General features: G+C 33.1%; 16 protein-coding genes. All 16 read right to left on the minus strand.

What is annotated here, in order from left to right:
* Positions 1-16: 16 nt before the first annotated feature.
* Complete coding sequence (locus tag ACXAG4_RS12315) at positions 17-523, minus strand: Dps family protein (protein ID WP_475296378.1); 507 nt, start codon at positions 521-523, stop codon at positions 17-19.
* A 152-nt stretch (positions 524-675) separates the two neighbouring features.
* Positions 676-1464, minus strand: coding sequence for a tRNA pseudouridine synthase A (locus tag ACXAG4_RS12320; protein WP_475296379.1), 789 nt, complete (start codon positions 1462-1464; stop codon positions 676-678).
* Positions 1465-1482: 18 nt separating this feature from the next.
* Complete coding sequence (locus ACXAG4_RS12325; protein ID WP_475296380.1) at positions 1483-2889, minus strand: right-handed parallel beta-helix repeat-containing protein; 1407 nt, start codon at positions 2887-2889, stop codon at positions 1483-1485.
* Between the two features lie 52 nt (positions 2890-2941).
* The gene (hisIE, locus tag ACXAG4_RS12330; RefSeq protein WP_475296443.1) at positions 2942-3547 is read right to left on the minus strand and encodes a bifunctional phosphoribosyl-AMP cyclohydrolase/phosphoribosyl-ATP diphosphatase HisIE; all 606 of its coding nucleotides are present in this window, start codon (positions 3545-3547) and stop codon (positions 2942-2944) included.
* 72 nt (positions 3548-3619) lie between these two features.
* Entirely contained in the window at positions 3620-4375 is a 756-nt protein-coding gene (gene hisF / locus ACXAG4_RS12335) for an imidazole glycerol phosphate synthase subunit HisF (protein WP_475296381.1), read from the minus strand.
* A 64-nt stretch (positions 4376-4439) separates the two neighbouring features.
* Positions 4440-5195 (minus strand): 1-(5-phosphoribosyl)-5-[(5-phosphoribosylamino)methylideneamino]imidazole-4-carboxamide isomerase, encoded by a 756-nt coding sequence (gene hisA, locus ACXAG4_RS12340; protein ID WP_475296382.1) that lies wholly within the window; start codon positions 5193-5195, stop codon positions 4440-4442.
* A gap of 64 nt (positions 5196-5259) precedes the next feature.
* Positions 5260-5841, minus strand: coding sequence for an imidazole glycerol phosphate synthase subunit HisH (gene hisH, locus ACXAG4_RS12345; protein WP_475296383.1), 582 nt, complete (start codon positions 5839-5841; stop codon positions 5260-5262).
* A 61-nt stretch (positions 5842-5902) separates the two neighbouring features.
* Positions 5903-7039: a bifunctional histidinol-phosphatase/imidazoleglycerol-phosphate dehydratase HisB gene (gene hisB, locus ACXAG4_RS12350; RefSeq protein WP_475296384.1), complete on the minus strand. Its 1137-nt coding sequence runs from the start codon at positions 7037-7039 to the stop codon at positions 5903-5905.
* A gap of 24 nt (positions 7040-7063) precedes the next feature.
* A complete protein-coding gene (gene hisC / locus ACXAG4_RS12355) occupies positions 7064-8116 on the minus strand; it encodes a histidinol-phosphate transaminase (protein WP_475296385.1) in 1053 nt (350 codons plus the stop codon).
* A gap of 60 nt (positions 8117-8176) precedes the next feature.
* A complete protein-coding gene (gene hisD, locus ACXAG4_RS12360; protein ID WP_475296386.1) occupies positions 8177-9466 on the minus strand; it encodes a histidinol dehydrogenase in 1290 nt (429 codons plus the stop codon).
* A 56-nt stretch (positions 9467-9522) separates the two neighbouring features.
* On the minus strand, positions 9523-10380 hold the full coding sequence (gene hisG / locus ACXAG4_RS12365; protein ID WP_475296387.1) for an ATP phosphoribosyltransferase: 858 nt from the start codon (positions 10378-10380) through the stop codon (positions 9523-9525).
* A 285-nt stretch (positions 10381-10665) separates the two neighbouring features.
* Positions 10666-11481 carry a prohibitin family protein gene (locus tag ACXAG4_RS12370; protein ID WP_475296388.1) on the minus strand — a complete coding sequence of 272 codons (816 nt, stop codon included), beginning with the start codon at positions 11479-11481 and terminating at the stop codon, positions 10666-10668.
* An 11-nt stretch (positions 11482-11492) separates the two neighbouring features.
* Positions 11493-13529, minus strand: a complete 2037-nt coding sequence (locus ACXAG4_RS12375) for a VWA domain-containing protein (RefSeq protein WP_475296389.1) — start codon at positions 13527-13529, stop codon at positions 11493-11495.
* 81 nt (positions 13530-13610) lie between these two features.
* Complete coding sequence (gene fabG, locus ACXAG4_RS12380) at positions 13611-14357, minus strand: 3-oxoacyl-[acyl-carrier-protein] reductase (RefSeq protein WP_475296390.1); 747 nt, start codon at positions 14355-14357, stop codon at positions 13611-13613.
* Between the two features lie 162 nt (positions 14358-14519).
* Positions 14520-15392: a succinate--CoA ligase subunit alpha gene (gene sucD / locus ACXAG4_RS12385; protein WP_475296391.1), complete on the minus strand. Its 873-nt coding sequence runs from the start codon at positions 15390-15392 to the stop codon at positions 14520-14522.
* 93 nt (positions 15393-15485) lie between these two features.
* The gene (locus ACXAG4_RS12390) at positions 15486-16430 is read right to left on the minus strand and encodes a UDP-3-O-(3-hydroxymyristoyl)glucosamine N-acyltransferase (protein WP_475296392.1); all 945 of its coding nucleotides are present in this window, start codon (positions 16428-16430) and stop codon (positions 15486-15488) included.
* Between the last annotated feature and the right edge of the window lie 42 nt (positions 16431-16472).

Raw genomic sequence — 16472 nt, forward strand, 5'->3', positions numbered from 1 at the left:
TTTTAAACAGAAATTATTATTTAACCTCTACTAAATTTTCTTTTAAAGATTCTGTTGTTTTTTTACTCCACGCTGTTAACATCCAGCTCGTTTTTTCAAGTTCTCTAATGTATGCACCAATTAAATCTACAGTACCTTCATCTGAAATGGCATTGGCTTCATCAACCACTTTGCCCATTTGTTCTAACAGAATTTTATGGTCACTTAATGTTTCTTTCACCATTTCAGTATCTGTTTTTAAAGGTGTATCTTCACTAATTGAAGCTGTTTTTAAATAATCTTGATACTTACTCATTGGGTGATGTTTTAGTGTTAAAATGCGTTCTGCAATTTCATCAATTTTAACTTTGGCATCGTTATACATTTCTTCAAACTTTTCATGTAAATCAAAAAAGTTTTTACCTGTAATATTCCAATGATTGCTTCTTAACTTTTGGTAATATACGTGGTAATCAGCTAAAAGGATGTTTAATTCTACCACTACATTTAATAATTTCTCGTCGTTCATATTCAAATACTTCATAATTTATTTTTTTTAAGTTCTCCATTCAAGTTAGGGCATAAACTCGTTTTGTCAAGCGCTTTAACAGGGTTTAACGGTGTTAAGTTTTAATTAACTTAAATTATGTTAAAACTTTTTGCAGCTGTTAATTTTTTTAAGAAGAATAATACCGTTTAATTAAACGCTACGGTATTTAAAATTAGGCCAGAAGCAGGTGCAATGTAAGTCATTTTTACATACACATTTGGCTGTAAACTATGCTCAATATCTTGTAAAGTTAAAATGCCTTTACCCAAATCAAACAATGTTCCCATCATGAGGCGTATTTGGTTGCGCATAAAACCTTTACCTTTTACACGAAGTATATATGATTTTTCCGGGAAATAATTTGCCGTATAAATAGTATTTTCAACAAGTTCACAGGTTTCAATAGTTCTTGTGTAAATACCTTTATCGGTAGGTTTGTAGCAATACGATTTAAAATGATGTTCGCCTTCAAACAATTTTGCGCCTTGTTTCATTATTTCAATATCTAAATCATCTAAAATAGTAGTCATTATGGGCGCGCAAAACGGATGACATTTTTCACCAAAAGTGAATAAATACAAATATTCTTTTGTTTTTGGGTGATTTATTATATTGAATTTAGCATCAACTTCTTTAATACTTAATGCTCTGATATCTTGCGGAAGATTGTAGTTGAAAAGCGCTAAAAAAGTATCTAAATCTTCAATTTCATGCTGAAGAAATAACTCAAACGTAGCATTTTCAGCAGATACCATTGCATCTGTTCTTCCCGACACTAAGGTTTTAAAATATTTACCTTCAAGAATATAATTTAAGGTTCTGTCTACCATTAAATGCAAGGTTTTTACATTAGGTTGTTTTTGCCAACCATGAAACCTGTAGCCTAAATACTGAAAGTTTACTAAATAATAATATTTTTTGGGCTGAAATTGCATTTGGCAATAATACTACTTTTAATTAATCCAGCAGCCATTCCAAGGAGTGTTTTGTTGCAACGGAATATCAAAAGGCTCATTGTTATAGGTGTTTCCGTTAGCACTACCTGAAACCTCTAGAAAACGGTATGCCCAACACATATTTGGGTGTGTTACGGCATTATTTTCTAAAATTAAATTTACCATTTCTTTAAAAGCTAAATGCCCATTAATCATATTATTATTTTTAATGGTTAAATTAGCGCCTTTATACATGTACATACCGCAATTATTAAGTGTGTTATTTTCAATAAATGTTGTATCTGTATTGCTTTTAGGGGTGTCATTTGAATACATTATAATACCATTCCAGTTATTAACTGATACTGTTCGCATGGTAATGCTATTATTTTTTATTGTAGCACTTGCGTTTTTCCAGTATACCAAAGGGCCATCAATATACTCACTTTCATTACCTTGTAATAAAATATTATTTTCAATAACAACATGAGTACCATCTGTATTTACAATATCACCGCCTCTGTTATTATGAAAATAATTACTTCTTATAACCACACTATCGTTTATTCTGCCAGCTCCTTCCAAATCAATACCAAATTGTGGTGCAGTACCATTAGTATGGTGAAATTCATTGTTTTCTATTAAAATATGTTTACCGCCTACAATTGAAATTCCTTGCCTTCTATTATCAGAAAAATTATTTCTGCTTATGTTAATGTTAGCTAATTTTTGATTTTCTCCAACGCCGCTGCCTACTATTAAAACACCATCGCCATTGGCTTTACCAAGAATGGTGTTTTCTACGGTAACAAAAGTGCTTTCTCCTTCAATACAAATAAGATGTCCTTCATCATGAGCTCTGGAGCCATCATCTCTTTGGGTATATTCATGGTTATCTCTATCTCCAAGAATAGTTCCACCAGAAACTATAACGTTAGATTGGTTACTAATTTTAATGGCACAATAATTCCATTTGTTATTAGGTGACATTTCAATAATTGCATTTTGATCTAACATTAAAGCTACGTTACTACTTAACTCTAAACCACCGTAATAAATGTTATTTTTTTCAATTCCTATTAAATAATGACCTTCAGGAATACAAATAATTCCGTAACCTTCGTTTACAGCCCAGTCAATAGCTTTCTGTAAGTTTTCAGTAGTTTTTGTGGGGTTTGTTCTATTGTTTGGTATATCCCATAACTCAATATCTATACAATACTTAGCGCTTGAAATTTCTGCGTAAGGTATTCTATCAATTGGTGCTTGTGGACCATTAAAAGGAAAAGGATTATTAGGATCTGTATCACTTAAAACTATTGGGTTAAAGGAAGGATTATCATCTAAATCATAAGCACAGGCACAAATAATAAGACCTAAAACAGTTAACAAACAACAATTTTTAAAAGTAAAGTAGGCATTCATTAATTTGGGGTTTAATGTTACACCTAATATACGATTAAAACCGAAATAAAGTTTACTTATGCCTGCCTTTTAATTCTGCCTCAATGTCTTTGAGTGTGAAGCCTTTAGCTTGAAGTAACATTAAGTAATGAAACAACAAATCGGCCGATTCATATAAAAACAGTTCATCATTATTATCCATTGCTTCAATAACGGTTTCAACGGCCTCTTCGCCTACTTTTTGCGCCACTTTATTAATGCCTTTTGCAAACAAACTTGCCACATACGATTTTGCGGTGTCTTTATTCGCTACACGTTCTGCAATTACAGTTTCTAAGGTTGAAAAGAAACCATAATTAGGCGTATTTTCTTCGCCCCAACAATTTCCAGTTCCTTTATGGCAGGTTGGTCCTGCAGGATTTACTTGAATTAGCAACGAGTCGTTATCGCAATCGTTCTTAAGTTCAACCAAGTTTAAAAAGTTACCACTCTCCTCGCCTTTTGTCCATAAGCGTTGTTTACTACGGCTAAAAAAAGTAACTTTTTTAGTTTCTATTGTTTTTTGGTAAGCTTCTTCGTTCATATAACCCAACATTAATACATTTTTTGTTGTGGCATCTTGAATTATTGCTGGTACTAAGCCGTTTGAATCGAATTTAATTTTCATTTTAATCGTTATTGTTATTGCGAATCGCGTAGCGATGTGGCAATCTATTAAACAGAATACGTCGTCATTCTTCCTCGGAATGATTTATAATCGTACTTCTATATTGTTTTGTTTTAACTCTTTTTTTAATTCTGGTATAGGAATTTCACCAAAATGAAACACACTTGCTGCCAAGGCCGCATCTGCTTTTCCTTCTACAAAAGTATCCACAAAATGCTGAACATTTCCCGCACCACCTGATGCAATAATAGGAATATTTAAGGTTTCGGACAATTGTGCTAACGCTTCATTTGCAAAACCTGCTTTTGTACCATCGTGATCCATTGAAGTGAATAAAATTTCACCCGCACCACGTGTTTCAACCTCTTTTGCCCATTCGAACAAATCGATGTCTGTAGGAATGGTACCTCCTGCTAAATGTACTTTCCAGTGTCCTTCAACTTGTTTAGCATCAATAGCAACTACAACACACTGACTACCAAATTTGTTTGCCAATTCGTTTACCAATTCTGGTCGTTTTACTGCCGATGAATTGATTGACACTTTATCGGCACCACATTTTAAAAGGGCATCAACGTGTTCTACAGACGAAATACCGCCACCAACCGTAAACGGAATGTTAACTTGTTCGGCAACACGCGTTACCATATCTAAAGTGGTTCCTCTATTTTCTAAAGTGGCTGCAATGTCAAGAAAAACCAATTCATCTGCCCCAACTTCGGCATATTGTTTGGCAAGTTCTACAGGGTCACCGGCATCACGTAAATCTACAAAGTTCACGCCTTTTACTGTGCGACCGTTTTTTATATCTAGACAGGGAACAATTCGTTTTGTTAGCATAATTTAAGCTTTTAGCTTTTGGCTTTTGGCTGCTTGCAGATGCTAACAGCAATAGGCAAGTAGCTTATTTATTCAATATATATTTTTCTAATTGTTTTAAACTTATTTTATTCTCGTAAATAGCTTTTCCAATTATGGTACCCTCGCAACCTATTTCGGCTAGTTTTGGTAATTCATCAAATTTTGAAATACCTCCGGAAGCTATTAATTTTAGAGCTGATTCGTTTTCACTTCGACTACGCTTAGTGTGACATTCTTCGAGCATCTTCTTATACAAATCAAATGAAGGTCCTTGTAACATGCCATCTTTAGCGATATCTGTACAAATTACATAGCTTACACCTTTGCTCATATAATTCTGAACAAACGGAATTAACTCTTCGTCACTTTCTTCTAACCAACCGCTAATGGCAATTTTTTCGTTATTGGCATCGGCACCTAAAATAATTTTTTCGCTTCCGAATTTAGTTAACCAACTTTCAAAAACTTCTGGTTTTTTAACAGCAATGCTACCACCAGTAATTTGTCCTGCGCCAGATTCAAAAGCAATTCTTAAATCATCGTCAGTTTTTAAACCACCACCAAAATCAATCTTCAAATTGGTTTTAGTTGCAATAGTTTCTAACACTTTATGATTTACAATATGGCTGGCTTTTGCGCCATCTAAATCAACTAAATGTAAATATTCAATACCATGAGCTTCGTATTGTTTGGCAATTTCTAACGGGTTTTCGTTATATATTTTTTTTGTGTTATAATCACCTTTTGACAGTCTTACACATTTACCTTCTATAATGTCTATGGCTGGTATAATTCTCATTTTTTTTAGCTTTTGGCTATTAGCAATTGGCCATTAGCAAAAGCTAAAGGCATATTGTTAAAAGCTACATATTAATAAAGTTTTCTAAAATTTTAGCACCCTCATTGCCACTTTTTTCTGGGTGAAACTGCGTTCCGTAAAAATTTTCATGTTGTAATGCTGATGCGTAATTAATTTCATAATCGGTAGCAGCAATGGTTTCGTTGCAATGTTCAGCATAAAAACTATGTACCAAATACATGTATTCGTTTTCTTTAATGCCTTTAAATAAATCGGATTTTAAATTTTTTACAACATTCCATCCCATTTGTGGCACTTTTACATTGTTTGAAAAACGCTTCACCTTAGTTTGAAATATCCCCAAACCATTGGTATTGCCTTCTTCGGAGTGTAAACACATAAGTTGCATACCCAAACAAATGCCTAAAACAGGTTGTTTTAACGTAGGAATTAAAGTATCTAAACCACTTTTTTTAAGCATTTTCATGGCAGAACTTGCTTCGCCTACTCCTGGAAAAATAACTTTATCAGCAGCTTTTATTTCTTCAGGATTATTCGATAAAACGGCATCAACACCTAAACGTTTAAAAGCAAATTGTATGCTTTTTATATTTCCTGCACCGTAATCTATTATTACTAATTTCATTTTTATAGCTTTTAGTTATTGGCTTTTAGCTATTGGCAAACAGCTAAGAGCAAATCACTAATTATAACATTCCCTTTGTACTTGGTAAAAACATTTTATTGGCATCGCGTTTAACAGCCATTTTCATGGCTTTTGCAAAGGCTTTAAAAATGCCTTCGATTTTATGATGCTCGTTTACACCTTCTGCTTTTACATTTAAATTACATTTTGCACCATCGGTAAACGATTTGAATAAATGATAAAACATTTCGGTGGGCATATCGCCTATTTTTTCGCGCTTAAATTCGGCATCCCATTCTAACCAGTTTCTTCCACCAAAATCTACCGCAACTTGCGCTAAGCAATCGTCCATTGGTAAACAAAAGCCGTAACGTTCAATACCTAATTTATTACCTAAGGCTTTATTGAATAATTCGCCTAAAGCAATCATGGTATCTTCAATGGTATGATGTTCGTCAACCTCTAAATCGCCATTTACTTTTATGGTTAAATCCATGGCGCCATGGCGACCAATTTGGTCTAACATATGATCGAAAAACGACAAACCTGTATCAATATCATTTTTACCTGATCCATCAAGATTTAATTTTATATAAATTTGAGTTTCATTGGTGTTACGTGTAATTTCTTCAACTCTATCTTTAAGTTTTAAAAACTCATAAATAGCTTTCCAATCGGTGCTTGTTAACGCAATACAATTTAAAATATCTTGTTTAGAAGATTCTATTTCATCAGCTCCTAATTTTGGATCTTCAGATAAATAAATGCCTTTTGCACCCAAATTTTTAGCCAATTCCATATCGGTAATACGATCACCTAAAACAAAAGAGTTTTCTAGATCGTAATCTTCAGAAAAATACTTTGTTAACAAACCTATTCTTGGTTTACGAGTATCGGCATTTTCATGCGGGAAGGTTTTATCTATATGAATTTCAGTAAACTCTACACCTTCTTTTTTAAACGCATCAATAATTTTATTTTGTGCTGGCCAAAAGGTGTCTTCGGGAAAAGAATCGGTTCCTAAGCCATCTTGATTGGTAACCATAACCAATTCAAAATCTAATTCACTGGCAATTTTAGCCATGTATTGAAATACTTTTGGGTAAAATTCAAGCTTTTCAAGACTATCTAATTGATAATCTACTGGTGGTTCTAACACCAACGTGCCGTCACGGTCTATAAATAATACTTTTTTCATATTTATGCTTTTGGCTTTTGGCTTTTAGCTATTTACTAACTGCCTTAAAGCAAAAATTAATTTTTTATTTTCATTTGGAGTTCCCACTGTAAAACGCAACGTATTTTCACAAAGTGGCTGTATAGTTCGGTTTCTAATTACAATGCCTTTTTCGAGTAACTGATTGTAACGTTTTGTAGCATCATCAACGCGGGCTAACACAAAATTAGCTTCGGTTGGAAAAATAGTTTCTACAAAATTGATGTTTTTTAAAGCTTCAATTAAAATATTGCGCTCTTTTAATACCAAATTTACCTCGTTTTTCACCGCTTCTAAATCAGAAATACGCTCTAGCGCTCGTTTTTGCGTGAGTTCGTTAACATTATAAGGCGGTTTAATTTTGTTTAAAACCGCAATAATTTCTGCGGAAGCGTAACACACCCCTAAACGAATTCCGGCTAAACCATAAGCTTTAGACAGTGTTTGTGTAACAATTAAATTCAGGTAATTGTTTAATTCTGAAATCCAACTTTGTTGATTTGAAAAATCGATATACGCTTCGTCAATAACTACTAACCCATTAAAATTTTCAAGTAATATTTTTATTTTTTCTGAAGCTATTAAATTTCCAGTTGGGTTATTTGGCGAACAAATGAAAAGCATTTTAGAGTTTACATCAACGGCTTCTAAAATGGCATCAACATTCGGTTGAAAATCTGCGTTTAACTCAACTTTTCGTTCTTCAATTTCATTTAAATTCGCTAAAACCGTGTACATTCCGTATGTTGGCGGCAAGGTTATAATGTTGTCTTTTTTAGGATTGCAAAAAGCTCTGAATAATAAGTCTAGGACTTCATCACTGCCATTTCCTAATAAAATCTGATTTTCAGAAACGTTTTTTTGCTGCGCTAAAACAGCTTTTAATGAACGCTGTAACGGATCTGGATAACGATTTACACCATTTTCGAACGGATTTTCATTGGCGTCTAAAAAAATCATTTTAGAACCATCGGAAACATATTCGTCACGTGCCGAACTGTAAGCTTTCATTGCTTTTACGTTCTCACGAATTATATTTTGTAGATTAAACTTATTCATTATTATTACTTCTCGATACAATTTCTCGTGCTTCGAAATCACTCGAAGTGACAGTGTTTTTTACTCGTTTTTAATATCTTTTAATCTTATTGATACCGCATTTTTATGCGCTTGTAAACCTTCGGCTTCGGCCATTAATTCAATAGTTTTACCTATATTTAAAATACCTTCTTTTGATATTTTTTGAAAGGTCATACTCTTCATGAAACTATCTAAATTCACACCAGAATAAGCTTTACTAAATCCGTTTGTTGGTAATGTATGGTTGGTTCCAGAAGCATAATCGCCTGCGCTTTCGGGTGTATAATCCCCTATAAAAACAGAACCTGCGTTTCTTATATTGTTAACATAAAAATCTTCATTTTTAGAACAAATAATGAAGTGTTCTGGACCGTATTGATTGATTAATTCTAAAGCAACTTCATCGGTTTCAACAAAAATAGATTTTGAATTCGCGATAGCTTTTTCAGCAATTTCCTTGCGTGGTAACACTTGTAATTGTGCTTCAACTTCTTCTGAAACCTTAGCAATCAGCGCTTTTGAAGTTGCTACTAAAATCACCTGACTATCAACGCCATGTTCTGCCTGACTTAACAAATCGGATGCAATATAACTTGCATTGGCGCTATCATCAGCAACTACTAACAATTCACTTGGGCCTGCCGGCATATCAATAGCCACACCAAACTTTGTAGCCAATTGTTTTGCTACGGTTACAAATTGGTTTCCCGGACCAAAAATTTTATAAACCTGCGGAATGGTTTCCGTACCAAAGGTTAAGGCTGCAATAGCTTGAATGCCTCCTACTTTAAATATTTTAGTGACACCACAAAGTTTTGCTGCGTATAAAATTTCTGGAGCAAGTTTGCCTTGTTTATTTGGTGGTGAACACAATACAATTTCGTTACAACCTGCAATTTGTGCAGGAGCAGCCAACATTAAAACGGTTGAAAACAAAGGCGCTGTACCACCAGGAATATACAAACCAACACGTTCTATAGGACGTTTTTCTTGCCAACATTGTACACCATTTGTGGTTTCTAAATGTACTTTTTGTGTTTTTTGAGCGCTATGGAAAGCTTCAATATTTACTTTTGCGTTTGCAATTGCAGTTTTTAAAGCTTCTGGAATGGTTTTAACAGCGTCTTCAATCTCTTCAGTAGTAACTAAATTGTTTTCTAAAGTTACCTTATCGAAACGTTCTGTGTAATTTTTTATAGCACTGTCGCCATTGTTTTGCATATCTTTAAACACCTCGCTTACAACACCTTCAATGTCGTTAACGGTTTGTGTTGGGCGTTTTAAAATATCAGCCCATGTGCTTTTATCTGGATTGTTAATTATTTGCATTTGTTTTTATCTGTTTTTTGAGATTCTGAAACAAGTTCAGAATGACAAACTATCTATTAAAGCACCATTTTCTCAATTGGGCAAACAAGAATGCCTTCGGCGCCGTTGGCTTTTAATTCATCAATAACTTCCCAAAAATCGTTTTTATTAATTACAGAATGTACCGAGCTCCATCCTTCTTGCGCTAATGGTAATACAGTTGGACTTTTCATACCTGGTATTAAACTCACAATTTTATCAAGCTTATCGTTTGGCGCGTTTAATAAAACGTATTTAGAGTTTTTCCCTTTTAAAACGGCTTTCATTCTAAATAACAACTTGTCTAGAATGGCTTGCTTGTCTTCGGTTAATTCCGGAGCCGAAGTTAATACGGCTTCACTTTTAAAAAGCACTTCTACTTCTTTTAAATTGTTTTTAAAAAGCGTGCTTCCGCTTGAAACAATATCAACAATAGCGTGCGATAACCCAATATTTGGCGCAATTTCTACCGAACCGTTAATAACATGAATATCGGCTTTTTCGCCTTTCTTTTCAAAATATTGATTTACGGTATTTGGGTAAGATGTTGCTATTTTTTTACCGCGTAAATCTTCAATAGAATTGTACTCGGCATTTTTAGGTACAGCAATAGACACTTTGCATTTTGAAAACCCTAAACGCTCTACAATTGGCAAATCGTTTCCTTTTTCAATTAACGTGTTTTCGCCTAAAATAGCGATATCGACAACGCCATCGCGCAAATACTGCGGAATATCGCCATTACGAAGATAAAGAACTTCCATAGGGAAATTTCTAGCTTCGGCTTTAAGTTGGTCTTTACCATTATCGATAGAGATTCCACAATTTTTTAGTAGGTCTAACGATTCTTCGTTTAATCGTCCTGATTTCTGTACTGCAATTTTTAGTTTACTCATTGTTGTTTTTTATATGAGTTTGAAACAATCTTGTTGGTTTTTTTAAATGAAAAACCCGCTTGATTGTCTCAAACGGGTTTAAATATATGTTTTTCATTAAAATCAATACATTCTTACTTCGCTTGAGAGCAAATGTGAAAATGATGATGTAAATGAATAAAAGTCATGTCTTTTTTTATTTCTTCAGCAAATATCAAAATTTTAAATAATATTTCAAACTCTAAAGTGTAAATTTTGAAACATTTTACAATTTTTAAGTATTTGTAATATATTTATTTAAAATGTTTATTGGTTTCCTAAAATTATTGGCATTCCGCTATCACCTGAGCCAATTACAATAACCTTACTATTTGAAGATTCTGATAGTTTTATTGTAGCTTCAATACCTTTGTCTTGTAAAATTTTATCGGTTAGTGATGCGCTTAGTATTTTGTTGGCATCGGCTTTTCCTTTTGCTTCAATACGTTGTTTTTCTGCTTCTTTTTCAGCGGTTACTAATCTAAACTCATACTCTAAAGATTCTTGTTCTTGTTTTAGCTTACGCTCAATAGCATCTTTTATGGTTGGTGGTAACGTTACGTCTCTAATTAAAATACTATTTAGTTGAATATATTGACTTTCAACAATTTTCTTGGTTTCCATAAATATTTCTTCTTGTATGGCATCGCGTTTACTAGAATATAATTGCTCTGGCGTGTAGCGGCCAACAACACTTCTTGCTGCACTTCTAACTGCTGGTTGTAAAACTCTTCTTAAATAATTTTCTCCTTTTTCATTGTGAAGTCTTCCTAAATTATTAACATCGGGTTCATATAAAACCGATGCATCTAATTTAATATCTAACCCGTTTGATGATAATACAGACATGGCTTCTGGTACTTCTTGCTGGCGTGTTTCATAATCAATAACACGATTCCAAGGTGCTATAATATGAAAACCCGGACCTAAAGGCGCTTTTTCAGAGTCGACACCATTTCCTAAAGTTTCATATAGGACTCCTGCATGTCCTGCATCTATAGTAACAGCAGATTTAACTAATACAATTATAATAATAAAAATTGCCACTATTATAGGCAATCCAATTTTGGGTAATTTGTTCATTTTTTTATTGTTTAAATTAATCCGTTATATTTTCTTAAAAACCACTCTACACTTAGTGCTACAGCTATTATTGCTAATAAAATTTTCCAATCAATTAATGGTATGGTGGTTTTTGTACTCTTTTGTATGGCTGTGTAGTTTTTGTTATTAATAACATCTTCAACCAAATTATTAGTGTTATCAATAAAATAACTTTTACCTTGACTATTAGTAGCTACCTGTTGTAGTTTTGTTACATTGGCATTTAAAAATTGTTGCTCAACATTGTATTCTAAAATGGTAAAACTGCCAGATTTACTAATATTTGCTGTATTTGCCTTAACCGTAAAATTATACTCACCTGCTTGTAAACTACTCAAATCTACCTGATAATTGGCGTTTTTTAGTATTAAAGGGAACTCTTTTTTATTATTAGTTTTAGTATTTGTAACGGTTATTGATATGTTTTCTCGGGTATCAAACACATAATTTTTATCAAAAAACTGCGCATTAATAACAACATTATTATTGCCAATATAAAACGATTCAAAATCTACATTTAAACGATTACGTTTTTTTGCAGTGGCCAAATAATGCACCAATCTGCCCATAAAATTATCAAAAGCGTTAAACGATTTAGTGTTTAAATAACTTTGCGCACGCCATCTCCAAATATTTTCTCCAAATAAAACAGCTTCTCTTCTGCCTTCATTTTCAATGGTTGCTAATAAAGGCTCTTTGGTAGCAACATCAGCTACTCGCTTAGTTAAAATATTTTGATAAGGCACAAAAAAATTAACAGACCCGTAATTGGATTGCAGTGGAGGAAACGATTCAAAATCTATGTTATCTATTTGAAAAGGTGCATAATTAGTATTTAAATTGGCTTGGTATTCTTCAATTTGCGGTAATAATTCATGGGTGTAAGCCGTTGTATTTTCATTAACAAAACTTACATTGGTTTTAGTAGCAACAACCACTAACCTATTTAAATTCAAACTATTTAATAACGCGTATACTTGCTTAAAATCTGCATCTGGCTGATATAAAATGGCTAACTGAAAATCATTTTGCTTTGCAATGTACGCTTTAGGTTTTAGTATGGTTACAGCACGCTGTTCATTAGTTTCAATACTTTTTTTAATAGCTCCAATATCTGGGTGTAAAATATTAGCAACAATGGCTATGTTTGTTTTTTGGTCTATAACATTTACTGCAAAATTTTTAACGTTGTTTACGGTGTTTTTTTCGTTTTTTAAAGGTGTTAATTTAGCTGTATACGTATTAGTACCAATAGAGTTTGCAGGCAAAGTAATATTAATAATTTTTGAATTATTTACTTTTGAAAACGTAACAGGCTCTGAATGTACCAACCTAGTGCCTTTATAAATGGCTAATTTGCTGTTTACCGTTGTGTTTCCTTTGTAAACTAAAATAGCCTCAACAGGAAATTTATTTTTTAAGTAAGCGTATTTATTAACGTTTAGTTGTTCTATTTTTAAATCGGTGTAAGTAACTGTATCTCCAACAATTACAGGGTAAATAGGTTGTTTAAAACGCGATGTTATAAATTGATAATCACTACCATAAGTTTGGTTACCATCTGTTATTAAAATGGTAGGTGTTGTAGTGTTTTTATAAATAGGCTCAAGCTGCTCTAATGCGTTATGTATATTGGTTTCCTTTTCAGAAAACTGTAAACTATCAGAAGTATTTAAACCACCTCCAAAGGTGTATGTTGTAATAGTAAACTTTTCTTTAAGTGAAGAATTATTTTTTAAATTATTGAATAGTTTAACTGTTTGTGCATCTCGTTTTAAATGCTGAATAGATGAAGAATTATCGGCTAAAATAACCAAATTAGGTTTTTCAGTATAGTATTTTATTTTGTTAAACTTTGGGTTTACCAGTAACAATAATAGTGCAAATACTGATGTAAATCTTAAAAAAGTAAAAATAATAGCGTGCCTTTTACTTTTTAATTTTGATTTATACCCATACTGAAAAAGCGCTATAAATAGCGCTATAATTCCAGATATAATAATATATATTAATGTTTGTAAAGACATGTAAAAAGTTCAGATTTACGAATATTAGTGCACTTTCAAAATAAAATTGAAAATATATTTAGGCCATCTAAATTCGTAAAATTAAGTAAGCATTCCGCCATCAACATTTAAAGTCTGCCCTGTTACATACGCCGATAAATCACTAGCTAAAAACACACAAGCATTGGCTACATCTTCAGGTGAACCACCGCGTTTTAATGGAATGCCTGCACGCCATCCTTTTACAACATCTTCATCTAATTTGGCTGTCATTTCAGTTTCTATAAAACCAGGTGCAATCACGTTGCTCCTTATGTTTCTTGAGCCCAACTCTAAAGCTACAGATTTTGAAAATCCTATAATACCAGCTTTACTTGCTGCATAATTTGTTTGACCCGCATTACCTTTAACACCAACCACAGAACTCATATTAATAATAGAACCTTTGCGCTGTTTTAACATGGTGCGTTGTACAGCTTTGGTCATGTTAAAAACCGATTTTAGGTTCACTTCAATTACTTTATCAAAATCTTCTTCACTAATACGCATTAATAAATTATCTTTAGTAATACCAGCGTTATTAACCAATATATCAATACTTCCAAATTCTTTTACAACAGCATCGGCTAAAGTTTGTGCTTCATCAAAACTAGCAGCATTACTTTGGTAACCTTTAGCTTTTACGCCTAAATTAATTAATTCGGTTTCTAATGCTTTTGCTGCATCTACCGATGAGCTATAAGTAAATGCCACATTAGCACCTTGCTTAGCAAACACTTCTGCTATACCTTTACCAATACCTCTACTTGCACCAGTAATTATAGCCGTTTTTCCTTCTAATAATTTCATTTTAATACTATGTAATTTTTAAAATAGTTGATATCAAATATACTAATTACCTGTTGTATGAAATAACAAAACTGTAAAATTAATGCACTATTTTTTGCAGAAATAAAAAAATCCGTTGATTTAACTAATCAACGGATTTATATTATGTTGTGCTTTGTTTAATTATGCTAAAACTTCAGCTACCTTTACACCTATTTTTGCTGGAGAATCTACTACGTGAATACCACATTCTTTCATAATAGCTTTTTTTGCTTGTGCTGTATCATCACTACCGCCTACAATAGCACCAGCATGACCCATGGTGCGTCCCGCAGGAGCTGTTTCACCAGCAATAAAACCAATAACTGGTTTTTTACTACCACTTTCTTTATACCATTTAGCAGCATCAGCTTCTAATTGCCCACCAATTTCACCAATCATTACAACCGCTTCAGTTTCTGGGTCATTAATTAATAATTCAACAGCTTCTTTGGTAGTTGTTCCAATAATTGGATCGCCTCCAATACCAATAGCTGTAGTAATGCCTAAACCTTGTTTTACAACTTGGTCTGCAGCTTCATAAGTTAATGTACCAGATTTTGATACAATACCTACTTTACCTTTTTTGAAAACAAACCCTGGCATGATACCTACTTTTGCTTCACCTGGAGTTATAACACCTGGGCAGTTAGGACCAATTAAACGGCAGTCTTTTCCTTTTATATAATCTGCAGCCTTAATCATATCGGCAACAGGAATACCTTCTGTAATAGTTATAATTACTTTAATACCTGCATTAGCAGCTTCCATAATGGCATCGGCAGCAAATGCTGGCGGAACAAAAATAATGGTAGTATCTGCTCCAACTTCTTTTACAGCTTCAGCAACTGTGTTAAAAACGGGTTTATCTAAGTGTGTTTGCCCTCCTTTACCAGGTGTAACACCACCAACCACATTGGTACCGTACTCTATCATTTGACTAGCGTGAAATGTACCTTCACTACCAGTAAATCCTTGAACTATTATTTTTGAATCTTTATTTACTAAAACACTCATACGTGACTATTTGAAGTTATTGAATAAATACGAGCAAATGTAATTTTTTGAATTAATTTTTTAAAGGAATAATGCAATTATTTTTAGAAAAAACTAAATCTTTGCTTGTGTTTTTATATAATCTAAAATCTCTGGAATTTTTTTAATGGAAGCAATTTCTTTGTATTTGCTTCTAAAATCATCGGCAGGCACACCAAAATAACTTTTATGGCCTTCTAAAGATTTACTAACACCCGATTTTGCCGAAATTACCGCCTTAGCTCCTATGGTTATGCCGCTTGTTATACCAACTTGCCCCCAAATGGTAACCTCGTCTTCAATAACAACACAACCAGCAATACCAACATGCGAGGCTATTAAGCATTTTTTACCAATAATGGTATCATGACCAACTTGCACTAAATTATCAATTTTAGTACCTTCTTTTATAGTTGTATCACCTGTAACACCTCTATCTACGGTACAATTAGCGCCAATATCAACATGGTTTTCAATACAGATACTGCCGCATGATAGTAACCTATCAAAACCTTCGGGTCTTTTTTTATAGTAAAAGGCATTAGCACCTAAAACAGTGCCTGCATGAATGGTAACATTATCACCTAAAACAACATCATCATAAATACTTACATTGGAGTGAATTACGCAGTTTTCGCCAATAACAACGTTATTGCCAATAAATGTATTGGGTTGAATAACAGTGTTTTTACCTATTTTAGCAGACTCTGAAATTTGCGTATTGGCTGCTTTAAAGGGTTTAAAGTGATTTGATAGTTTATTGAAATCTCTAAAAGGGTCATCACTAACCAACAATGCTTTACCTTCGGGACAATCAACTTTTTTATTAATTAAAACAATGGTAGCGGCCGATTGTAGTGCTTTATCGTAATATTTTGGATGATCAACAAATACAATGTCTCCAGGTTCAACAACATGAATTTCGTTCATGCCTAATACTGGAAAATGAGCATCACCAACAAAATCTACATCTATTAATTGCGCTATTTGCTGTAAGGTGTGTGGTTTTGGAAATTTCATGCTTAATACTGATGAAAAATAGTCTGTTTTCAGAAGTAATAC

This window comes from Seonamhaeicola sp. ABD4_175 (assembly GCF_056160885.1).